Source organism: Catenulispora sp. GAS73, from assembly GCF_041262085.1.
Taxonomy (GTDB): domain Bacteria; phylum Actinomycetota; class Actinomycetes; order Streptomycetales; family Catenulisporaceae; genus Catenulispora.
This window is the reverse complement of sequence record NZ_JBGCCM010000005.1, coordinates 110,068-131,547: the sequence shown is the minus strand read 5'-3', so window position 1 is coordinate 131,547 and position 21,480 is coordinate 110,068. Positions and strand designations below refer to the sequence as shown.

Annotated in this window: 14 protein-coding genes; 7 read left to right on the top strand and 7 right to left on the bottom strand. The window is 72.8% G+C overall.

Translation table 11 applies throughout. The features are described 5' to 3' along the window. Nucleotides 1–98 precede the first annotated feature (98 nt). The gene (locus ABH935_RS09245) at nucleotides 99–740 is read right to left on the bottom strand and encodes a LuxR C-terminal-related transcriptional regulator (RefSeq protein WP_370377391.1); all 642 of its coding nucleotides are present in this window, start codon (nucleotides 738–740) and stop codon (nucleotides 99–101) included. Then, nucleotides 728–1,960, bottom strand: a complete 1,233-nt coding sequence (locus ABH935_RS09240; protein WP_370377390.1) for a sensor histidine kinase — start codon at nucleotides 1,958–1,960, stop codon at nucleotides 728–730. Before ABH935_RS09240 ends, ABH935_RS09245 begins: the two co-directional genes overlap by 13 nt. A gap of 163 nt (nucleotides 1,961–2,123) precedes the next feature. Here ABH935_RS09240 and ABH935_RS09235 point away from each other — a divergent pair, with 163 nt between their 5' ends. From ABH935_RS09235 to ABH935_RS09220, 4 genes are all read left to right on the top strand, one after another. Next, nucleotides 2,124–2,900, top strand: a complete 777-nt coding sequence (locus tag ABH935_RS09235) for an ABC transporter ATP-binding protein (RefSeq protein WP_370377389.1) — start codon at nucleotides 2,124–2,126, stop codon at nucleotides 2,898–2,900. Beyond that, the gene (locus ABH935_RS09230) at nucleotides 2,897–5,362 is read left to right on the top strand and encodes an FtsX-like permease family protein (RefSeq protein WP_370377388.1); all 2,466 of its coding nucleotides are present in this window, start codon (nucleotides 2,897–2,899) and stop codon (nucleotides 5,360–5,362) included. The genes ABH935_RS09235 and ABH935_RS09230 overlap by 4 nt, the downstream gene beginning before the upstream one ends. A 255-nt stretch (nucleotides 5,363–5,617) precedes the next feature. Beyond that, nucleotides 5,618–6,760, top strand: coding sequence for a DNA gyrase subunit B (locus ABH935_RS09225; protein WP_370377387.1), 1,143 nt, complete (start codon nucleotides 5,618–5,620; stop codon nucleotides 6,758–6,760). A gap of 407 nt (nucleotides 6,761–7,167) precedes the next feature. Beyond that, complete coding sequence (locus ABH935_RS09220) at nucleotides 7,168–8,796, top strand: GMC family oxidoreductase (RefSeq protein WP_370377386.1); 1,629 nt, start codon at nucleotides 7,168–7,170, stop codon at nucleotides 8,794–8,796. A 96-nt stretch (nucleotides 8,797–8,892) separates the two neighbouring features. Here ABH935_RS09220 and ABH935_RS09215 read toward each other — a convergent pair whose 3' ends face one another. Beyond that, on the bottom strand, nucleotides 8,893–11,502 hold the full coding sequence (locus ABH935_RS09215; RefSeq protein WP_370377385.1) for a VIT domain-containing protein: 2,610 nt from the start codon (nucleotides 11,500–11,502) through the stop codon (nucleotides 8,893–8,895). A gap of 37 nt (nucleotides 11,503–11,539) precedes the next feature. Then, nucleotides 11,540–12,190, bottom strand: a complete 651-nt coding sequence (locus ABH935_RS09210; RefSeq protein ID WP_370377384.1) for a MerR family transcriptional regulator — start codon at nucleotides 12,188–12,190, stop codon at nucleotides 11,540–11,542. 95 nt (nucleotides 12,191–12,285) lie between these two features. On the opposite strand from ABH935_RS09210, the gene ABH935_RS09205 reads away from it, so the two are divergent. Then, nucleotides 12,286–13,485 (top strand): D-alanyl-D-alanine carboxypeptidase family protein, encoded by a 1,200-nt coding sequence (locus ABH935_RS09205; RefSeq protein ID WP_370377383.1) that lies wholly within the window; start codon nucleotides 12,286–12,288, stop codon nucleotides 13,483–13,485. Between the two features lie 7 nt (nucleotides 13,486–13,492). Next, on the top strand, nucleotides 13,493–14,278 hold the full coding sequence (locus ABH935_RS09200) for a nucleotidyltransferase domain-containing protein (RefSeq protein WP_370377382.1): 786 nt from the start codon (nucleotides 13,493–13,495) through the stop codon (nucleotides 14,276–14,278). Nucleotides 14,279–14,382: 104 nt separating this feature from the next. On the opposite strand, the gene ABH935_RS09195 is transcribed toward ABH935_RS09200, so the two are convergent. Further along, complete coding sequence (locus ABH935_RS09195) at nucleotides 14,383–16,833, bottom strand: PQQ-binding-like beta-propeller repeat protein (RefSeq protein ID WP_370377381.1); 2,451 nt, start codon at nucleotides 16,831–16,833, stop codon at nucleotides 14,383–14,385. 361 nt (nucleotides 16,834–17,194) lie between these two features. Here ABH935_RS09195 and ABH935_RS09190 point away from each other — a divergent pair, with 361 nt between their 5' ends. Beyond that, nucleotides 17,195–17,380, top strand: coding sequence for a hypothetical protein (locus ABH935_RS09190; protein WP_370377380.1), 186 nt, complete (start codon nucleotides 17,195–17,197; stop codon nucleotides 17,378–17,380). Nucleotides 17,381–17,612: 232 nt separating this feature from the next. Here ABH935_RS09190 and ABH935_RS09185 read toward each other — a convergent pair whose 3' ends face one another. Next, nucleotides 17,613–20,741: a BTAD domain-containing putative transcriptional regulator gene (locus ABH935_RS09185; RefSeq protein ID WP_370377379.1), complete on the bottom strand. Its 3,129-nt coding sequence runs from the start codon at nucleotides 20,739–20,741 to the stop codon at nucleotides 17,613–17,615. A gap of 132 nt (nucleotides 20,742–20,873) precedes the next feature. Beyond that, nucleotides 20,874–21,359, bottom strand: coding sequence for a hypothetical protein (locus ABH935_RS09180; RefSeq protein ID WP_370377378.1), 486 nt, complete (start codon nucleotides 21,357–21,359; stop codon nucleotides 20,874–20,876). Nucleotides 21,360–21,480: the final 121 nt, after the last annotated feature.

The window sequence follows — 21,480 nt, the reverse complement described above, 5'->3', positions numbered from 1 at the left end:
GAGCACCGCCTGTCCCGCGACCGCCAGTGCCGGCCGGACCTGTCGGGCTCGGCCTTGTCCGGCGGGCTTCGGTTCCGCAGTCGCAGCCGCGCGCCCCCTCAGTCCCCAGCCTCCAAGAAAGCCAGCACCGCCCGCACCCGCCGGTCCCCGGCCTCGTCCGGCGGCAGCCCGAGCTTGCCGAAGATGTTCCCCACGTGCTTGCTCACCGAGCGCTCGGTGATCACCAGCGTCGCGGCGATGGTCGTGTTGTCCAGCCCCTGCGCCATCAGCGACAGCACCTCGCGCTCGCGCGGCGTCAGGGCGTCCAGGGGGTCGCGGCGGGTCAGCAGCTGCGAGACGACCTCGGGGTCCAGGGCGGTGCCGCCGGCGGCGACGCGCTCCAGCGCCTCCTGGAACTCCGAGACGCGGGCCACGCGGTCCTTCAGCAGGTAGCCGATGCCGGCGGCGCCTTCGGCCAGGAGTTCGGCGGCGTAGGTCTCCTCGACGTACTGCGACAGGACCAGGATCGGCAGGCCCGGCAGCAGTTTGCGGGCCTGGATCGCGGCGCGCAGGCCCTCGTCGCGGAAGCCCGGGGGCAGGCGGACGTCCAGGATCGCCGCGTCCGGACGGTGCTCCAGCAGCGTCGGGACCACCTCCGGGCCGCTGCCGGCGACCGCCACGACCTCGTGGCCGACCGTGGTCAGCAGCAGTTGCAGGCCCTCGCGCAGCAGCACGTTGTCCTCGGCGATCACAAGCCGCACGGCAGCTCCACCTCCACGTTCGTCCCGGTTCCGTCCGTGCGGCTGTCCACGCGGGTCACGCCGTCCAGCGCGGCCACCCGGCGCCGGATCCCGGCCAGGCCGCTGCCCCGCGCGGGGTCCGCGCCGCCGTGGCCGTCGTCGCGGATCCGCACCGTCAGGTAAGGGCCATCATGCCGCAGCGACACCCAGGCGTGCGCCGCGCCGCTGTGCTTGGCGACGTTGGTCAGCGCCTCGGCGACCACGAAGTACGCCGCCGCCTCCACCGCCGCCGGGCAGCGCCGGTCCGGCTCCGGGATGTCGACGGTCACCGGCATCGGGCGCCCGGCGGCCAGCGCGCGCACCGCCCCGGGCAGGCCGCGGTCGCTGAGGATCGGCGGGTGGATGCCGCGGATGACGGTGCGCAGCTCGGCCAGCGCGTCCTCGATGCCGGCGCGCGCGTCCAGCATCAGGGTCCTGGCACCGCCGGGGTCGGCGTCGAAGCGCTGGTCGGCCAGGCCCAGCCGGAGCGCGGCGCTGACCAGCTGGGCCTGCGTGCCGTCGTGCAGGTCGCGCTCGATGCGGCGCAGCTCGGCGCCGTGCGCCTCCAGCGCCTGCGCCCGGGTCTCGGTCAGCGACTCCACGCGTGCCGCCAGCTCGGTGCGGCGGGTCGGGCCGAGCAGGCGCTTGGCGTACCAGCCCTGGAACCTCGCCAGCTGCGGCTGGAGCCACAGTTGCAGAGCCGTCAGACCCACCGCCATCAGCAGCGGGTAGGCGATGGCCTGGGGCCAGGTGTAGATCTGCGCGCCGGCGCCGAGCGTGCCGGGCTTCACCGTCCACCACCAGAACGGCAGCGCCAGGTCCCACGGGATCCCGATCCAGACCTCGATCGACACGACGGCGATGAGCAGCCCGAGGAAGCCGTGCACGATCATCCATGCGATGTCCCGCCACACCGAGCTGGACCGCATCAGGGCGAAGTACTGCCGGTACGGGTCGGCCGCCACCGGCGTGGACGGCTCCCGGATCGGATACCCCAGCACCCTGGCCGCCCGGCGGCGCTCGATGTTCGTCAGGACCCGGATCCGCCCGGCCACCCACGGCAGCCCCGGCACGCCGAACGCCAGCAGCAGGGCCAGCGGGAGCAGGCAGACGCCGAGCAGCGCGGGCACCGCGGTGCGCAGGCCCGCGGCCAGGTACCACGTCGAGCGCAGGCTTCGGCCGAACAGGGCGCGGATCTTCATGATCCCCCCACTCTAAAGGCCAGGTCGGCGCGAGTCGGCACGGCAGGCCCCACCATCATGGTGTAGCGCGGTACACCTTCAAGAGGGGACCGGGGCCGCTGGGGCCGGCGAAGATCCAAAACTAGCGTCGAAGGCGTACTGATCCACCGACGCAGGAGCGCTTATGACCGCCCCGAACACCGTGCCCGCCGCGACAGCTGCGCACGCCGCCGGCCTCGCCGACTCCGGCGGCGCCGCCGTGACCCTGGAACGCGTGACCAAGTCCTACGACCGCGGCCGTGTCACCGCGCTGGACAATGTCAGCTGGTCCTTCCGGCGCGGCACGTTCACCGCGATCATGGGGGCCTCCGGCTCCGGCAAGAGCACCTTCCTGCACTGCGCCTCCGGGCTCGACCGGCCCACCTCCGGCACCGTCCGGCTAGGCGAGACCGACCTCGGCACGCTGAAGGAGACCGCGCTCACCCGGCTGCGCCGCGACCGCGTCGGCTTCGTGTTCCAGGGCTACAACCTGGTGCCCTCGATGGACGTCCGGCGCAACATCACGCTGCCGCTGTTCCTCGGCGGACGCCGCGCCGACGCCGGCTGGCTCGACGAGGTCGTCTACCGGGTCGGGATGGCCGACCGGCTGGACCACAAGCCCTCCGAGCTCTCCGGCGGCCAGCAGCAGCGGGTCGCGGTGGCCCGGGCGCTGGTGACCCGCCCGGAGATCGTGTTCGCCGACGAACCCACCGCCGCGCTCGACCCCCGCACCGCCGGGCACGTGCTGCGGTTGCTGCGCGAGGCCGTGGACGCCACCGGGCAGACCGTGGTCCTGGTCACGCACGACCCCACCGCCGCGGCGTGGGCCGACAGCGCCGTGTTCCTGTCGCAGGGCCGGATCGTCGACGAACTCACCCGCCCGACCGCCGCGACGGTCCTGAACCGCTGGGAGACGCTGTGAGGAAGGGCATCGCCTTCGGGGTCGCCGCCGCGCTGGCGGTCGCGGCCATGGTGCTCGGCGCCTTCGGGGTGCTGCTCGAATCCGGTGTGCGGGCGCACGGCACGCTCGACCGCTACGCCTCGGCCGCCGCGGTCGTGCACGGCGAGCAGAGTGTGACCTATGTCAAGGGCAGTGGGGACAACAAGAACTCTGAGAGCCGGCCGCTCGTCGAGCCCGCGCGGGTGCCGGTGGCGCTGAGCGGGACGCTGACGGCGGTGCCCGGGGTCGGGGACGTGGTCGCCGACTTCTCGGTGCCGGTGGTCGCGGTGCCCACAAGTGGCCCGAGCGCTGCGGTCCCGACGCTCACCGGCCACGGCTGGGACTCGGCGAAGCTCACGCCGACCACGTTCACCTCCGGGCACGCGCCGTCCTCGGCACACGACGTGGTCCTCGACACCGCCACGGCCGCCGACCTCGGTGTTCACACCGGCTCCGACGTCCGCCTGCAACTCAGCGACGCGCCGCAGACCTACGCCGTCTCCGGCATCAGCTCCGGCGGTCCCGCCGCGACGCTGTACTTCACCCAGCAGCAGGCTGCGACGCTCTCCGGCCATCCGGACCGCGCCGACGCGCTGGTCGTGCTGCCGGCCGCCGGCGCTCACGTCTCCGCCTCCGCGCTGCGGCACGCCGCGCCCGGGCTGGACGTCGCCACCGGCGCGGCGCGCGGCGACGTCGAGCACCCGGCGATCCAGGCCGGCCGCACCGACAACCTGGGCTCGGCCGGCACCCTCGGCGGCGCCGGGCTCCTGGTGGCGCTGCTGGTCGTGTCCGGGCTGCTGGAGCTGTCGGTGCGCGACCGCACCCGCGAGCTGGCGGTGATGCGCGCCGTCGGCGCCACCCCGCGGCAGGTGCGGCGGGTCATCGTGCGCGAGATGCTGAAGATCGCCGTGCCCTCGGCGCTGGTCGGGGCGGTGGCCTCGCTCGGGCTCGGGGCGTGGCTCAAGGCGATCATGAGCTCCGAGGGCGTGCTGCCCGCAGGCTTCGAACTCTCCCTGAGCCCGATCCCGGTGGTCGGCTCGGCGCTGCTCACCGTGCTGGCCGCGGTCGGCACCGGCTGGCTCGCCTCCCGGCGGGTGTCGAAGATCAAGCCGGTCCAGGCGCTCGGCGAGAGCGCGACGGAGCCGACCCGGCCGCCGCGCTGGCGGGTGATCACGGGGCTGGTGTTCGTGGTGCTGGGCGGCGCGATGCTGGTGCTGACGTTCACCGTCGGCGGCCCCGCGGCCCAGTCCTCGGTCGCCGGCCTGGTGATCTCGCTGATGTGGGCGGTGGCGCTGCTCGGGCCGTGGATCGCGCGCTTCGGCGTCAGGGTGCTGGGAGCGCCGCTGCGGTGGTTCTCGCCGATCGCCGGCGACCTGGCCGCCACCTCGGCGCGCGCCGCCGCGGTGCGGATGGCCGCGGTCATCACGCCGATCGCGCTGGCGCTGTCCTTCGGCGGCACGCAGTTGTTCGCGCAGACCACCAGCGCGAACGCCACGTCGGCCGAGGCTCGCGACGGGCTGCGCGCGGCGCGGGTGCTGACGTCGTCCGGTCCCGGTATCCCGCACGCCGCCTACGACGCCGCCCGCGCGCTGCCGGGGGTGACCGACGTGACCGCGGTGAAGCGGACGACGGTGCTGATGCCGGTGTGGAACCTGGACACGTCGCTGCAGTCGTTGCAGGCGCAGGGGCTGGCGGGCGGATCGGCCGCGACGCTGGACCCGAAGCTCACCGCCGGGTCGCTGGCCGGGCTGAACGAGCCGGAGACCGTGGCGCTGAGCTCGGCGGTCGCGCACGACACGAAGGTGGGCGACACGCGGCAGCTGTGGCTGGGCGACGGGACGCAGGTCACGCTGAAGGTGGTGGCGCTGTACGAGCGCGGGCTCGGGTTCGGGGACGTGCTGCTGCCCCGGGATCTGGTGGCCGCGCACGCCGCCACGACGCTGGACGACGACCTGCTGGTCAACGGGAGCGGGGATCTCAGCCCTCTGACGAAACAGTTCGCCGGCCTGCACACCGCCAGCGCGGCGGACTACGGCTCGGCGCTGAGCGAGCAGGCCCGCCACGACGGTCTCATGGGGCTGATCGCGGTGGTGGCGATCGCCGGGTTCATCCTGGTCGGGGTGGTCACCACGCTCGGGGTGGCGACGGCATCCCGGCGCCGGGAGCTGACGCTGCTGCGGCTGGTCGGTGCGACTCGGGACCAGCTGATGCGGTCGCTGCGGCTGGAGACGGTGCTCATCGTCGGGACCGGGACGGTGGTCGGCGCGGCGGTGGCGGGGCTGACGCTGTTCGCCTTCGCCGCCGGGGTGACCGGGCTGCCGATGCTGTCGATCCCGCCGCTGGCGGTCGCGGGGATGGTGGCCGCGGTGGCGATCCCGGGCGCGGCCGCGGTGCTGGTGCCCGGTCGCAGGATTCTGCGACGGCGGTCGCCGCGGATCGAGTAGCGTGCGCGGGCGGGCTGCGTCCGGGAAATCGCGAAAAATAGTGGGGTCGGGGCTGGCTGGAATGGTGCCTTAGTCGCCTCCTGTGGGGTCGTGTGCGCTTTTTCGCGGGGGTTCGCAACCCGGGAGTCGAGGGCCGGTGGGCAGGTGCTCACCGGACCTCTCGTGCGTTCGCTCCGCCTGCTCTGACCTGGCCTTTCCATCGATTTAGGCTACGCTCGCAGGTGCCCTGGAAGACATGCCTTGGAGGGGATTTTCATGAGCCAGGAACCTTTCACGTACGACGCGAGCCACATTACGGTTTTGGAGGGTTTGGAAGCCGTCCGGAAGCGGCCCGGGATGTATATCGGCTCGACCGGCGAACGCGGTCTTCATCTCTTGGTGATCGAGGCCGCGGGGTGGGGCTTCGACGAGATTCTGCACGGCCGCGCGAGCCGGTTGGACGTCACGCTGCTGAGCGACGGCGGGGTGCGGCTCGCTGACAATGGTCCCGGCGTCGCTTTCGGGACCGGTCCGGGTCTCACCACCGCGCTGACCGTCCTGACGGCGGGCTGGAGCACGATCGGGCCGCGGTATCCGATGAGCGGTGTGCTGGGGGAGCTCTCCGTCGTCAACGCGTTGTCGAGCCGGCTGGTGGCCGAGGTCCGGCGGGAGGGGCGGCGGTACGTGCAGGAGTTCGTGCGTGGCGTGCCGATCGCTCCGGTCGCTCCGGTCGCCGAGACCGGGCCGACGAGCGGCAGCGGGACCGCCATCACCTTCTGGCCGGACGCCGCCATCTTCGCGACCACGGAGTTCTCGTTCGAGACGCTGGCGGAGCGATTCAGGGAGCTGGCGTTTGTTAACCGGGAGCTGGACATCTCGCTGACGGACGAACGCGGCGGGGCCGAACCACACTCGGTGCGGCTGCACTTCCCGGACGGCGTGCGCGAGTTGGTCGCGTCCCTCGATGCCGATGCCGATGCCGATGCCGATGGCGGCGCGATCGTGGGCTTCGAGGAGGAGGAACCGGAGACAGAGACGACGATGGAAGTCGCCTGGCGCTGGCACGGTTCTGAACCGGAACGTATCCAGAGCTTCGCCAACAGCCAGCCCACTCCCGGAGGCGGCACGCACCTGCTGGGCTTCCGCGACGGAATGGCCGCCGCGCTCACCGGCTACGCGCGGGAGCGGCGACTGCTCGCGTCAACGGACCCTGACATCGGCGCGGACCGGATCGGTCGGGGCCTGACGGCAGTCGTGTCGGTGAAAGTGAAGTATCCCCAGTTCGAGGGCTGCACGAGGGACGCGCTGGGCAACGCCCACGTCCGAGGCTACCTCCGCCAAGCCGTCCAGAACCGCTTCGCCGACTGGCTCGCGGCCAACCCGCGGCAGGCAACGGAGATCCTCGACCACATCCGCTGACGCGGCCCCCGCCACGCACCGAGCCTGGTTGCTATGGTGCATCTGAACCGCTGTGCCCCATGGCGCGTAATGCAGGCATACACGCCACCGGGGCGTGATATGCGCGGCGTGTCCGTCAGGGAGGGTCCCGCAGCCTCCGTTCACTCCCCAGTGGTTGGCGGGCACGCCGCTTCCGAGGATCGGTGGCGGCTGCGGCTGTTGCGGTAGCCGACCCACGCCGGTGTCACTCCGGTCTGGTTTCGTTCGGTTTCGGGCTCGTAGACCGCGAGTCGTCCTCGCCGTGAGTGCCCCAAAAGCCCCCAGCACCACCCCGCCCGAAGATGACCCTTGTACCCTCACGCAGTCCCTCCTACAGTGCAGCGACCTACCGTGATCACGCGGCTCCGGCCGTGGAGGGGGTACGCCCGATGGGACAGCGTTCGAAGCGTGCGGTGCCTGGCGAGGCCGACTACGTCGTGGTCGGGGCCGGGAGTGCGGGGTGTGTGCTGGCCGCGCGGCTCGCGGCGAGTGGGGCTCGGGTGGTGCTGATCGAGGCTGGGGGGTCTGATCGGACGACGCTGGTGCGTAAGCCGGGGCTGATCGCCGCGGTGCACAGTGTGCCGCAGCTCAAGGCGCGGCTGGACTGGGGTTATTACTCGGTGCCGCAGGCTGATGCGCTGGAGCGGCGGATCCCGCAGACGCGGGGGAAGGTGCTGGGCGGCTCCGGGTCGGTCAACGGGATGCTGTTCGTGCGGGGGAACGCTGCGAACTACGACTCGTGGGCCGCCGAGGGCTGCGGGGGCTGGTCCTACGCGGATGTGCTGCCCAGCTTCAAGAAGCTGGAGAGCTGGGAGGACGGCGAGGGTGACTTCCGGGGTGGCTCCGGGCCGATCAAGGTGCGGCGGCAGACCGACGTCACCACCGCGACGCTCGGCTTCATGGAGGCGTTCGCCGACACCGTCGGCGTGAAGGTCCTCGACGACTACAACGGCGAGTCGCAGGAGGGCATCGCGATCGTGCAGCAGAGCGCTGACGGCGGCCTGCGGTACAGCTCGTCGGTGGGCTACCTCGACGATCACGGCATGGCGCAGCTCGACATCGTCACCGGTGTGACCGTCGCGCGTGTGGTGCTGGCGAAGGGCCGCGCTGTCGGGGTCGAGATCATCGCCGACGGCGGCGCGCGCCAGGTCGTGCGGGCCACGCACGAGGTGGTCCTCAGCGCCGGGGTCTTCGGCTCGGCGCAGCTGCTGCAGCTGTCCGGGATCGGACCCGCGGAGCACCTGCGGTCGGTCGGCGTCGAGGTGGTTGAGGACCTGCCGGTCGGCGACAACCTGCACGACCACCTGTTCGTCCCGATGTGCTTCCTGATGCCCGAGGCCCGGAACAAGGGCACGGCGCCGTACTTCGCGCGCGGCTTCGTGAAGGAGATCACGCGCGGCGGGACGTGGGTCGGGCGCACGGTGTTCGAGGCGGTGGGGTTCGTGCGGAGCCCATCAGCGGACGCCGTGCCGGACCTGCAGGTCCACGTGCTGCCCTGGTCGTATCCGGGACCGAACCAGGACGCCCCGGTACGGCACAAGGCCGACCCGCGCCGCACGCTGACGGTGATGCCGACGCTGATCTACCCCAAGAGCCGCGGCACCGTGCGCCTGGCCTCGGCCGATCCGCTGGCCGCACCGCTGATCGATCCCGCGTACCTGCACGACCCGGCGGACGCCGGGCTGCTGCTCGACGGCATGGAGATGGTGCGCGAGGCGATGGCCCACCGGTCGCTGTCGGGCCGGGTGCACGGGGAGACGTCGCCGGGCTCGGTCCACGCGAACCGGGCGGCGCTGGCCGCCGAGCTGCCGAACCGCGCGACCACGGTCTACCACCCGGTCGGGACGTGCCGGATGGGCGTCGACGAGCGCGCGGTGGTCGACCCCGCGCTGCGGGTGCGCGGGGTGGAGGCGCTGCGGGTCGCCGACGCGTCGATCATGCCGAGCATCGTCGGGGGGAACACGAACGCCGCAGCCCTGATGATCGGCGAGCATGCGGCGTCGTTGATCTTGGGGTGAGGGTGGGGGAGCAAGACGGCCCGGCTCGGAGAGGTTCCGAGCCGGACCTGATTTGTTGCCTGGTAACGGTTTCCGGAGCTGTGTTTAACTCCGGTCTTAACGCTTCCAGAAGGGCGCGCGTCGCGGCTTGGCGGCCGGTTCTGCCGACGCTTCCGGTTCCAGCGACTCCAGGAATGTGACAGCGCTCTGTCGGCGCTCGCCGACCGGCTTGTCGGACGCGGCCAGCGTGCCGAGCAGGTCGGCGACCTCGGAGGCGTGCGAGGCCGGGACGTGCGGGGCCAGCTCTTGCAACCTCGCGGTGAACTCGGCCAGCAGCTCCTCCTGCGCCTCGGCGGTGTCGTTCGCGGCGGCGGTGAGGCGGGGGAGCCAGGCCGCCGCGAAGGTGTGGAGGTCTTCGATCGGCTCGCGCTCCTTGGCCTCCTTAGGCAACGGGGGCGGCGGGGGCAGCAGCGGCGCCGCGGGCCTCGACACCATCGGCGGGGCGCCGGGAGCCGGAGGAGCAGCGCCGGCCGGGCCGGCGCCGGCGGGGGCGATGCCGCGCGGAACCCCGCGGGACCGGCGGGAGAAGGTCTTCGCGGACTTCGCCGAGAAGGTGTCGAGCTTTGCGGCTTCCTCGTAGGCGGAGTCCGCGAGCATCGAAGGCATCACGGCCCCGGCCGAGACCGCGAGCGCGTCGGCCTCGAAGGCGGGCCAGCCGGCGGGCAGGTCGACCGGTTGCGTCACCTGCTTCAGCGCGCCGCTCTTGTTCACGACGCGCGTGTCGATCGCGACGAACGCCGTGAAGCGGGACAGCACGCTGTAGCCGACCGACGTGGCCACGATCGCGCGCTCGATCTCCGGCTGGCCCTGGTACGTCGAGACGTACTGGTCCTCCAGGTCGCGGATGCGGCCGCGGGCCCAGAACTGGGCCAGTCCCGCGTCGTCGGCCTCGACGGCGGGGACGCGCCGGGTCCACGGCGAGCCGTCGGCCGCGGTGCCGGTGACGACGATGGCGGGTCCGGTGTCGGATTCCGCCGTGGCCGTAGCCGTAACAACAGGGGTGGCGCCGAGCCGCCCGGCCACCACCAGCGGCGCCCCGACGAACAGGTCCGGCAGCCGGGTCGGCGTGACCGAGCCCTGATCCAGCTCCAGCCCGCCGGCCCCGGCCAGCCGCAGCCCGGTCACCAGCGGCGTGCCGACGCGGTGGTGGATGGCGTCCATGGCCTCGTCGAGGCGGTCCTCGGACTCCACCAACTCGCAGTGCCCGCCGCCGAGCGCGGCCAGGCGTCGCAGGAAGCCGGCGTTGACCGCGGTGTCGATGCCGACCGTGTGGATCCGCAGGGCGGAGAGCTGCGGGCGGAGCGTGGACAGGACCCGGTCCTCGTTGCCGATCTGGCCGTCCGTCACCAGGATCAGGACTCTGTCGCGCTCGGCCCTGTCGTGGGCGGTGCCGTCGTCCCGGGTCAGCAGCGCGGCGGCCTGCTTCAGCGGCGCCACCATCTCGGTCCCGCCGCGCGCGTCGACGGCGGCCAGGTGCTGCACGGCGCGGAACCGGTGCCGGTCCGTGGCCGCGGCCAGCGCGTCGGAGGGCAGGCCGTCGGGGGTGTCTATCTCGTCGTCGAAGGTCAGCACGGTGAAGCGGTCGGCGGCGGTCAGGGTGTCGACGATGCGGGCCGCGGCACGGCGCGCGGCCGTCATCTTCCAGCCGTCCATGCTGCCGGAGCGGTCCAGGACCAGGGCGACGTCGCGGGGGCGGGTCGCGCCGGTCGGTTCGGGCGGGAGGATGGTCAGCAGGAACGTGCCGGCGGAATCCTTCGCCGGGTCGGTGGCTGTGTCGGTGGCCGGGTCGGCGTCGGTGGCTGTGTCCCGCGCCACGGCCAACGACGTCGCCGCCGCCGAACCGCCGTACGCCAACCGCAGCACGAAGTCACGGTCGGCGCGGGCTCCGGGGTCCAGCCGGACCAGGTACCGAGCGCCGCCTTCCTGGGCCTGGCCGGTCGCCGTCTCGCGGATCTCCTCCACGCTCACCCCGTGCAGGCCCGACGTCAGCCCGGCCAGCGGCAGCCCCACCGGATCCACCGCCACCTCGATCGACAGGCGCACCGGATTCGGGAACCCGGGCAACAGGATCGGCGGGCTGATCCGCGAGGCGTCGGGCACCTCGTCGGTGTCCACCGCCGTGCCGCTGCCGACCTGGTCCCCGGGCAGCTCGCCTCCGGGGATGTAGCGGGGAGCGACCACGAGCGGGAACCGGAACGTGGCCTGGCCGTCCTCATAGGGCAGCCGACCGGTCAGCGTCGTGCGCACCACGACCCGCTCGCCGGGCATGATGTTGCCGACCCGCAGCGTGAACACCCCGGGACGCTCCTCCTCGGCGATCGAGGCGCGCTTGCCTTCGGAGATCGCGGTGTCATAGTCGGCGCGCGCCTCCTCCCGCTCCTTCACGATGCCCTCGACCACGCGGTCCGCGGCCTCCATCCGCAGCCGCGTCACCGCCGCGCGGTCCGGCAGCGGGAAGATGTACGTGGCCTCCAACGGCACGTCGTACGGGTTGCGGAAGCCCTGCGCCAGCTCGGTCCGGACGGCCAGGCCGGCCACCGACGAGCGGACCTCGATCAGCTCCAGCGGCAGGTTCCCGCGCTCGGTTCGCAGTGCCCCGAGGCCGCCGTCCGGCTCCGGGCGCGGCGCCTCCTCGACGACCTCGATGACGCCGGTGCGAACTGTCATGGATGGTTCCCCCTCTGTGTGTGCGGTGTCAGGTGTGTCAGGCCTCGGACAAGCCGAGCCGGTCCAGCAGGGCCAGCAGCGGCCGGGCCGCCTCGGCGATGGCCGCGCGGTCGGCGGCGTCGGGGACGCGGCCGGGCGGCAGGAGCAGGGTGACGTCGGCGGCCAGGCGGATGCCGTGGACGGGTGGTGCGGCGTCGGGGGCGGTGATGGGTCTGCTTACTTCGGGTGCGACCGGCGGCGCCGAGGGGGTCACCCAGAAACGATTTCGGACTGCGGGCTCGGCGGGCTGCGACTTCAAGCTGGCCGGCGCCGAATCGACGTTGGCGTCGACAACGAGTTCGTCCAGATCGGTGGGCAGCGCGGCGATCTCCTCGATCTCGGACTCGTCGGCACCCAGCAACCGCTCCTGCACCTCCGCCACGGTCAGTCCCTCGGCCTGCAGCCGCTTGATCGCGACCAGCTGCGCCAGGTGCGAGCGGCCGTACAGCGCGGTCCGGCCGCGCATCGCCGCCGGGCGGCCGAGCAGACCGATGGAGGTGTACCAGCGGATGGTCCGCACGTCGGGCACCTCCCTGATCCGGCCGTTGGGTTGCGTCGGTACTGGCTGGGTCGGTGTCCCGGCCGCCAACGCCGCCGCGGCCAGCCGCGCCAGCCGGTCGATGGTCCAGGTCGCCGAGTCACCGTTCACGAGACCGATGATGACACTGTCATATGACAGTGTCAATGGAACAGTGACAGTGTCGGCTGTTGATCTCGCCAAAGGGCACTGATACGGTCCCGCGTGTGGTCGTGAGCCTCCGGTTCCGTGTGCTCGTTCTGCTCGGCGCCGTCATCACGGCGTCGGCGGTGGTGCCGTCGGCGGGGGCGGCCATACGAACCTCCGTGCCCTCACCGCCGGATGTGGACGTCGCCTCCTACATGGTCGTCGACTACGACACCGGCCAGATCCTCGCCGAGCAGGACCCGCACCGCGCGCTGTATCCGGCCAGCACGCTCAAGGTCCTGACCGCCGATACGCTCATCCCGCGCCTGGACCCGAGCCGCGAGGTCACGCCGCAGGCCTCGGACTTCGCCGCCGAGCCGGACGGCAGCGTCGTCGGCATGACGGCCGGCGTCACGTACTCCATCGCCGACCTGTGGCGCGCGACGTTCGTGGAGTCGGCGAACGACGCCGTCGCGGAGCTGGCGCACCTGTCCGGAGGCCTGGGCGCCACCGTGGCGGCGATGCAGCAGGAGGCGCGCAGCCTCGGCGCGCGCGACACCACGGTCGTCGATGCGGACGGGTACGACCAGGACGGGCAGCTCACGAGTGCCTACGACCTCGCGTTGTTCGCTCGGGCCGGCCTGCACATTCCGGCGTTTCGTGGGTACTGCGACCTGAAGCAGACCACGTTTCCCGGGCCGAAGGGGACGACGCTCACGCTCACCAGCCACGATCCGATGGTCAAGGCGTATCCGGGAATGATCGGGATCAAGGGCGGGCTGACGACCAAGGCCGGCCACACGTATGTCGGTGCCGCGACGCGCGGCGGCCACACGGTCATCGAGACGATGATGCTCGGTGGGACGGACGTCTTCGATCAGGCGGCGCGGTTGATGGACTGGGCTTTCGAGGTCGATGGGAAGGTCGCGCCGGTGGGGGTGCTCGGCGGGGCGTCGGGTTCGGGGTCGAAGTTGTCGGCCGCGCCGACGCCGACGCCGACGCCGACTCCGACGTCGGCACAGCCGCCGAAACCGACGCCCGCGCCGAGTTCCACGACGGCCTCGCCGACTCCGGCTGGCATCCAGAGCAGCCAGAGCAGATCGGCGGAACCCGTGACCATCACGTTCACCCTGCGATCGAAGTCGAGCCCGATCACGCGGGTCGACGCGGCGTCGCGTCCGCCCTGGCCTGGCGCCGCGTGGTACGGGGCGGCAGCTGCGCTGGCGGCGGTCGCGGTGCCGGTGGGGACGCGGGGAATGCATCGGACTCGAAGGCGGTAACTGACACATGCCCGAGCCGTTCCTGGACCACGTTGTCGAAGTCCTGCAGTCGGATCCGCGCGTCCTCGCGGCCTGGCTCCTGGGCAGCCACGCGCGCGGGACCGCCGATCGGCACAGTGACATCGACCTCTGGCTGGTTGTCGAGCCCGAGGCGAAGGACGCGTTCGTCGACGAGTGGCCGGAGTTGTCCGACCGAGTCGCGCCTTCGGTGCTCAGGCAGCGGGTCTTCGGGAGCACTTTCCTGCACATCACGCCCGATTGGCAGCGCTGGGACGTCTCGATCGGCGTGCCGGACGACGTCGCGCACCGGACGAGCAGCACCGTGAAGCCGCTGTTCGACCGGGCCGGCCTGAACGACCGGCTCGCGCCGCCCGGCGGTCCGACGCCGCCCGACTCGGCGAAGGTCAGCGCCCTGACCACCGAGTTCCTGCGGGTGATGGGTCTGCTTCCGGTGGTGCTCGGGCGTCGTGAGCACGTGGTCGGGGTGTCCGGGGCCGGGTTGCTGCGCGGGCTGATCGTGCAGCTGTTCCTGGAGGACGTGGCGGTCGAGGACCGCGGCGGGGCGCTGCATCTCAACGCACTGCTTCCGCCCGAACGGTTGCGTCAGCTGGCGGATCTGCCGGCGGCCGAGGCGACGCACGACAGCGTGCTGGAAGCGCATATGGCGTGTGCGCGCATCTTTCTGCCGGCCGCGCGTGAACTAGCCGACGCCACCGACGCGCCGTGGCCGGCAGAGCTCGAAGAAGCCCTGCGGGCCCGCCTGCGCCGCGAACTCGGCCTCGAACTCGCCTGATCCCGCGTCGGAAACAATCGAAGACGAACAGCGCCCGGCCCCGAAGGACCGGACGCCGTCCGGAGAACCCGCGCCCGCGCGCAGGCGCCGCCTGCTGCTTCCCGCTACTTCCCGTTCGCGTTGAACGCCAGCACGGCCTGCCCCGACGTGTAGTACACCTTCCCGCCGCCGGCGGTCAGCGTCGACACGTTCTGGCCCGCCATCAGCGAGTTCGAGTACGACCAGTTGCACTTGCCGGTGTTCGCGTCGATGGCGTACAGCGCCAGCTTGTAGTCCGCGACGTACACCTGGCCGTCGGCGGTGGCGGTGGCGCCGTCGACCTGGAACTGGTCCGAGGCCGGCAGCGAGGACTGCCACAGCACCTTGCCGTTCTTGGCGTCGACCGCTGCCAGGTAGCCGTCGGCCGTGACGTACACGCGGCCGCTGCCGTCGGTGAAGGGGTGGTTGGCGATGCTGCCGCCCAGGGAGGAGTCGCCGACCTGGGTCTGCCACACCGTCTTGCCGGTGGCCGGGTCCAGGGCGGTGAGCTTGTCGCCGCCGGCGATCAGGTAGCCGTTGGCGTAGGCGAACGGGTCCGAGCCGGCGCCGCCCAGGGTCGCGCTCTTGCGGGAGACCTGCCAGACCTTGGTGCCGGTGCTGATGTCCAGGCAGGTGATCGTGGAGTCGGTGTCGGAGCTGGAGGAGTCGTGGCCGGTGAAGATGTACTTGCCGGTCGGGGGGACGTGGATGGCTCCGATGTCGGCGTTGTTCTGCTTCCAGACCATCTTGTGCGTGTTCTTGTCGACCGCGAACAGGCCGTCGCCCTGGACGTTGACGTTGGCCGAGACGATCACCAGGTTGCCGTTGACGCCGGCCGCGCCCTGCGCCTGCCACTGGTGGTCGAACTGCGGCAGCGTCCACAGGACCTTGCCGCTCTGGATGTCGATGGCGAACAGCGGGTCGCCGCCGGTGCCGTCCAGGCCGGTGCAGTAGACCGTGGCGCCGTCGGTGGCGGTCATGATGCCGATGGTGCCGCTGCCGCAGGTGATGTCGTTCCACTTGGGCTTGCCCTGGCTGTTCAGGCCGTGGGTCTTGTCCGTGCCGATCAGCAGGACCGCGTCCTGGCCGATGGCGCTGCCCCAGATCTGGTCGCTGGTGGTCTGGTTCCAGGCCGGGTTCGCCTGCGGGGCGCCGCCGAGCGCCGCCGAGGCCGCGGTGTTCGGGTCCTGGACCGGCGCGTTGTTCGTCGGTCCGGTCAGCGCGCCGGAGGACTGGCTGCTGGGGCCGCTGCTGCCGGTGGGCGAGGACGGGCCGGAGCCGCTGCTGCTGGTGGTGGAGCCGTTGGCCTGCGGCGTGTTCGGCTTGTTGCTGGAGCCGCCGGACATGGCTATCGCGGTCGCGCCGCCGCCGAGGACGACCACGCCGCCGCCGACGATGCCGAACAGTGCGCGGCGGCTCAGCTTGCCGGCGCCGGCGCCGTGCGGCTGCTGCGGACCGCTGTTCGGGCCGGGGCCGGGGCCGTAGGGGCCGACGCCCATCATGCCGCTCTGCGCGGTCGGGGCGTAGGCCGGCGGTCCGTAAGTGCTGTTGCCCTGCGGGGGAGTGCCGGGGCCCTGGTAGCCGGGCGCGCCGTAAGGAGGCGTGCCGGGTCCGGGGTTCTGGCCCATGTGCGCGGACGGGCCGGAGTTGATGCCCATGTGCGTCATGACGCTGCTGGCCTGCACGATCGCGTCGGTGTAGTGCGGGGGCAGCCAGCCGCCGGTGGTCGGCGCCGGGGCGTTGGCGTCCAGGTAGTCCAGGATCTGCTGCGTGGTGGGCCGGCGCGCCGGCTCCTTGTGCAGACAGGCCGAGATCATGTCGCGCAGCGAGTCCGGGACCCCGGTGATGTCCGGCTCCTGACTCACCACGCGGTACAGCAGCGCCGGCGTCGGCCCGTCCCCGAACGGGCTGCGCGCGGTCGCGGCGTACACCAGGGTCGCGCCCAGGGAGAACATGTCGGTCTCCGGACCCACGCGCACGCCCGAGGCCTGCTCCGGCGACATGAAGCCGGGCGAGCCCATCACCGTGCCGGCCGTGGTCAGCGCGGTGCCCTCGGTGGCGCGGGTGATGCCGAAGTCGATGACGTACGGACCGTCCAGCGCCAGCAGCACGTTCGCCGGCTTCAGGTCCCGGTGGATGATCCCCGCGCGGTGCACGGCGGTGATGGCCTCTGCGAGACCGGCGGTCAGGGTGCGCAGCGCGGGCTCGGGCAGGGCGCCGAAACGGCTCACGGCGTCCCCCAGGGAGATGCCGGCGATGAACGCGGTGGCGAACCACGGTACGGGTGCCTCGGTGTCGGAGTCGACGACCGCCGCCGTGAACGCCCCCGAGACGGACTTGGCGGCTTCGATCTCGTTGCGGAAACGCTGACGGAACTGCGCGTCGTCAGCCAGTTCGGGCCGTACCGCCTTGACCGCCACCGTCCGGCCCCCAGTGGAACGGCCGAGATAGACCTTCCCCATGCCGCCGCTGCCGAGCACGCCGAGAATGGCATATGGGCCGATGCGTGTCGGATCCCCCGCTTCCAGCGGTTGCATTCGCTGACCCCCATCAAGAATCGTTGTTTTGTCATGCCCGAACCGGAACAGCATGTTAGGGCTTCCGCCTGGAAGGATTCACCCCAACCCCCGGGGCAAACGGTAACTCGTTTTCGCCACGGAGCGTCAAGGTATTGCAGAACTCCCGCGTGACAGCGGGTGTGAGGGGGACGCGACGCCCAGGGTGCGGCACGTGTAACGGTTTGGGATCGGTCGGACCGGGGTCGGCCGCGGCGAACGTTTTGGGGCCCTTCAACGGATTTACGCCATGGTCGATTGACGGCCGAACAGGCCGTAGATCGTATGTAGACGCCGACTGTGGCAGGGTGGACAGACTGCTCGTCCCCCCGGAAGGAACACGATGGCCCCCCGGCGTCTCCCCGCCCTGCCGAAGCTCGCCCTCGCGGCCGCCCTCGGTGTCACCGCCCTGGCCACCACGGCCGCCTCGGTCCACACCGCGGCGCGCCCGGCCGAGACGCACACCGCCACGGGCTCGGACTGGAACACGATGGTCCCCGAAGGCGGGCATCCGGCGCAGGCGTCCTGAGCGGCGCGCTGTGCACGGGCCGCTTCGGCGAACGCGGCCCCACCGGGGTTCGCCGAAGCGGACCCGGGGGCTCGCATCGCTGTCGACAGCAGCGGTGCGGCGGCAGGCGGTTTCGGTAGCCGGTGGTTGGTAGCCGCTACTGGTGGCCGGTCGTCAGCCGGCGGTTGTCGGCTGCTGATGGCGGCTGTCGGCGAGGCGACACTCAGCCCGCCCCGGCCGCACGGACGTGACGTCAGTCCCGCGCCGCGTCCAGATCAGCGAGTAGTGCGCGCACCGCTCGCTGATCGGCCGCGTGTCCGTCGGCCTCGAACTCGGCCAGTGCGGCGTGCGCGTGGTCGCGGGCGGATTCGTCGGCGCCGAGCGTGTGCAACGCCTTGGCCAACTGGAACCGGGCTCGCGCGGCGCGGTCCAGGGCGCCCAGGGCGTTCCAGTCGGTGGCCGCCGTCTCGAACCGCTCCGCGGCCTCGGCCGGGCGCGCCAGGGCGGCCAGTGCCAGGCCGCTGACATACCGGGTCTGCGCCGCCGTCGCCGGATCCCCGCGCTCGCGCGCCGAGGCCAGCATCCCCTCGCAGTCGGCGAGCACTTCGGCGGCGCGGCCGGCGCGCAGCCGGGACACGGCCATGTTCAGCAGGGAGCCGGCCTCGCCGCTGTGGTGCCCCAGCGCCCGGGCCAGCGCCACCGCCTCGCCGAACAGGCCCGCGGCCTCGTCGTACGCGCCCCGGCCGTGCGCGATCACCCCCAGGTCGTTGAGCACCTGCCGGGCGATCACCGGGTCCTCGGCCAGCGTGCACAGCTCCAGCGCCCACCGGCCGTGCTGCGAGGCCTCGTCGAACCGGCCCGCGGCCAGCGCCGTGTTCCCGGCCAGGAACCATGCCCGGCCCTGGCCCCGCACGTCCCCGGCCCGCTCGGCGGCCCGCGCCAGATCCTGCACCGCCGTCGCGATCCGGCGGCCCCACGGCCCCGGCCCGAACGGGCTCATCGCTATCAGCAGGTTGATGGCGGCCGGGACCAGCTCCCGATAGCGCGCGGCCTGCGGGCCCTCGCTCAACGCCTCGGTCGCGATCCGCGCGGTCAGCTCCGCGGCGGTGGCCGCCTCGTCGCGGGCCCACGCACGCGCGGCGGCGGGGGAGTCGAACGCGAACTCGCCGATGCCCTGCGGCGCCAGCGTCTCGCGGATCGGGTCCCCGGGCACCGCCGACTCGAACGCCGCGCACGCCCCGGCGAGCAGGAAGCGCAGCAGCCGCGAGCGCGCCGCGAGTCCTTCGGCCGCCGCGCGGTCGGGGTTGCCGGCGGCGCCGTGCGCGAAGTCCCGTAGCAGGCTGTGATGCCGGTACCGGTGCTCGGCGGGGGATTCCAGCATCGCCACGTCCACCAGCGATTCCAGGACCGCCTCGGCGTCCGCCTCGGGGAGCGCCAGTACGGCTGCCGCGGCGGGCAGCCCGATCTCCACCGCCTCCACCGCGCCGAGCAGCCGGAACGCCGTGGCCTGGAGCGCGGTCAGCTGTTGGTATCCGACCTCGAACGCCGGTGCCACCGCCAACTCGCCGATCCGCAGCTCCCGCAGCCGGGACCGCTCATCGGCCAGCCGTCCGGCCAGTGAGGCGACGGTCCAGGCGGGGCGTGCGGCCAGGCGTGCGGCCACGATCCGGACCGCCAACGGCAGTCGTCCGCAGGCGTCGACCAGCAGCCGGGCCGCTTCCGGCTCGGCCTGCGGACGTTCGGGGCCGGCGACGCGTCCCAACAGCCCGAGGGCTTCCTCGTCGTCGAACACGTCCAGCCACACCTGCGCCGACTTCGGCAGCGCGACCAGCCGGGCCCGGCTGGTGACCAGCACCGCGCAGCCGGCGGCGCCCGGCAGCAGGGGCCTGACCTGCGCGGCGTTGGCCGCGTCGTCGAGCACGAGCAGCAGCCGCCGGCCGTCGAGCACGGTCCGGAACAACGACGAGCGCGCCGCGGTGCCCTCCGGGATCTCCTTGGCCGGAACCCCCAGCGCGTGCAGGAAGTCCTCCAGCACGGCCTGCGGCGGGACCGGCGAGGCGCCGGTACCGCGGAGATCGGCGTAGAGCTGGCCGTCGGGGAAAGAGGGCCGGGCGCGGTGCGCGATGTGCAGCGCCAGCGTGCTCTTGCCGACGCCTCCCATCCCGGCCAGGGCCAGCACCGTCGGGGCCGCGTACTCGACGGCGCTCAACTCGGCGCCGAGGCGTTCCACGAGCGCGCCGCGGCCGACGAAGTCCGGCTCGGCCGGGGGGAGCTGGGCTGGACGCGGGACCGCTGGAGTCTTGTCGCGTGTGCTCTGACCTGCGGGGATCCTGGACGGCGAGGCTGCGGCCGACGGCAGTGTCGACCCGCTCGATGAGGTTGACCGGCTCGATGAGGTTGACCGGCTCGACTGGCTTGGCCGGCTCGACAGACTCGACGGGCTCGGCGAGAGCGATCCGCCGGCCAGCACCTCGGCGTGCACCGCGCGCAGCTCCGCGCCCGGCTCGACGCCGAGTTCGCCGATCAGCAGCCGGCGCGCCGCCGTGAACGCCGCCAGCGCGTCGGCCTGGCGTCCGGACTGCGACAGCGCCCGCATCAGCAGCGCGTACAGCCGCTCCCGCAGCGGGAACTCGTCGCTGAGCGCCCGCAGCTCCGGCACGCACGAAGCCCCGCGCCCCAGCTCCACGTCCAGCGCGATGCGCCGCTCCAGCAGGCTCAGCCGCAGCTCGGCGAAGCGCCGCCGCTGCCGTTCGGCGAACGGCCCCGGCACCCCGGCCAGCGGTACCCCGGTCCACAGGTCCACGGCCCGCCGGAGCAGCTCCCGAGCCTGCTCCGGCCGGCCCTCGGCGCCGGCCTTGTCCGCCTCGGAGGCCCAGCGCTCGGCCTGCTCGGCGTCCACCGGCAGGCTCTCGGCCTCGGCGTCTTCGGGCCAGGCGCCGTCGAACCTGGTGCCCTCGAACCTGGTGCCGTCGTACCCGGTCGGCGCGGCGGGGGCCAGGCCGACCGGTTCGGCCGACCCGTCCGCCGCGCTGTGCGAGGAGCCCCGCGAGGAGCCGGCACCGCCGCCCCCGAACGACGACGGCAGCGCCAGCCGATAACCGCCGGCCAGCGAGACCAGCACCTCGGACGCGGCGCCGTCGGCGGCCTCCGGGTCCAGCACCCGGCGCCAGCGCCACGCGTAAGTCCTCAGGATGGAGCGCGCCCGGCTCGGCGGCTCCTCGCCCCACAGGGCGTCGATGAGCTCCGCCGAACTCGCGGTCCGGCCCGGCAGCAGCAACAGGGCGGCCAGCATGGCCTGCTGCTGCGGGCTCCCCGTGGCCAGTTCCTCCTCGCCGCGAAGGCCCCGCAGCGGACCGAGGACCTGAAACCGGATCGCGTTCACGTTCTGACCAGATCCCTGCACTTCTCTCGTTTTCCGCCGGGGCGCAGTTCAGGCTATGAGGGCCGACCCGGCGCGGGCAAGAGAGGCCGATCAGACGGTCCGATCAGGGGAACGCCGGGGTTCAACGGATTGTCATTCCGGAGAACGCGTCGGTCCCGGTGGGCCCGGTGGCCCCGGCGGTCCGGCCGCCGCCGGGGGTCCGGTGACGCCCAGCAGTCCGGTTACGGCCGGTGACCCCGGGGCGACCGGAATGGCCATCGGCGGCGCCTCGGCCCCGGCGTGCGAGCCGGCGCGCGGGGCGGCGTGCGAGCCCGGGTGGGTGCCGGGGTGGGTGCCGGGGTGGGCTGCGGGGTGCGGTGTGGGGTGCGCTGTGGGGTGTTGTCCGGGGTGCGATCCGGGTGATCCGTGCGATCCGCCGTCGGCACCGCGGCCGGGCCCGGTGCCCGGCCCGGGGCCCGGCAGGGGCTCGTCGTCGAGCACCGGGCGCAGCAGCTCGGTGTACCGGTCCAGGGCGGCGAACAGCACCCGCAGCGGTACGTCCGGGCGTACCGCGCGGTCGATCAGCTCTTCGAGCTCGGCCCGGCCCATGGCGGCGATGTCCGCTTCCCTGATCTCCACGCTTGGCAAACGCGGGGTGCCCGGCTGCGTTACGCGCAGTTCCGCGGTTTGTTCGGCGCGACAAACCGGGCCCGCCCCGCGTTGTGGCGGATACCAGCCGTTGCTCCGAACGCGTGCCGGG

Bases quoted from the DNA above. Each gene is read 5' to 3' on its own strand.
- ABH935_RS09235 (WP_370377389.1), top strand. From the start codon at position 2,124: ATGACCGCCCCGAACACCGTGCCCGCCGCGACAGCTGCGCACGCCGCC.
- ABH935_RS09225 (WP_370377387.1), top strand. From the start codon at position 5,618: ATGAGCCAGGAACCTTTCACGTACGACGCGAGCCACATTACGGTTTTG.
- ABH935_RS09190 (WP_370377380.1), top strand. From the start codon at position 17,195: ATGGCCCCCCGGCGTCTCCCCGCCCTGCCGAAGCTCGCCCTCGCGGCC.
- ABH935_RS09215 (WP_370377385.1), bottom strand. From the start codon at position 11,502: ATGACAGTTCGCACCGGCGTCATCGAGGTCGTCGAGGAGGCGCCGCGC.
- ABH935_RS09195 (WP_370377381.1), bottom strand. From the start codon at position 16,833: ATGCAACCGCTGGAAGCGGGGGATCCGACACGCATCGGCCCATATGCC.
- ABH935_RS09220 (WP_370377386.1), top strand. From the start codon at position 7,168: ATGGGACAGCGTTCGAAGCGTGCGGTGCCTGGCGAGGCCGACTACGTC.
- ABH935_RS09240 (WP_370377390.1), bottom strand. From the start codon at position 1,960: ATGAAGATCCGCGCCCTGTTCGGCCGAAGCCTGCGCTCGACGTGGTAC.
- ABH935_RS09200 (WP_370377382.1), top strand. From the start codon at position 13,493: ATGCCCGAGCCGTTCCTGGACCACGTTGTCGAAGTCCTGCAGTCGGAT.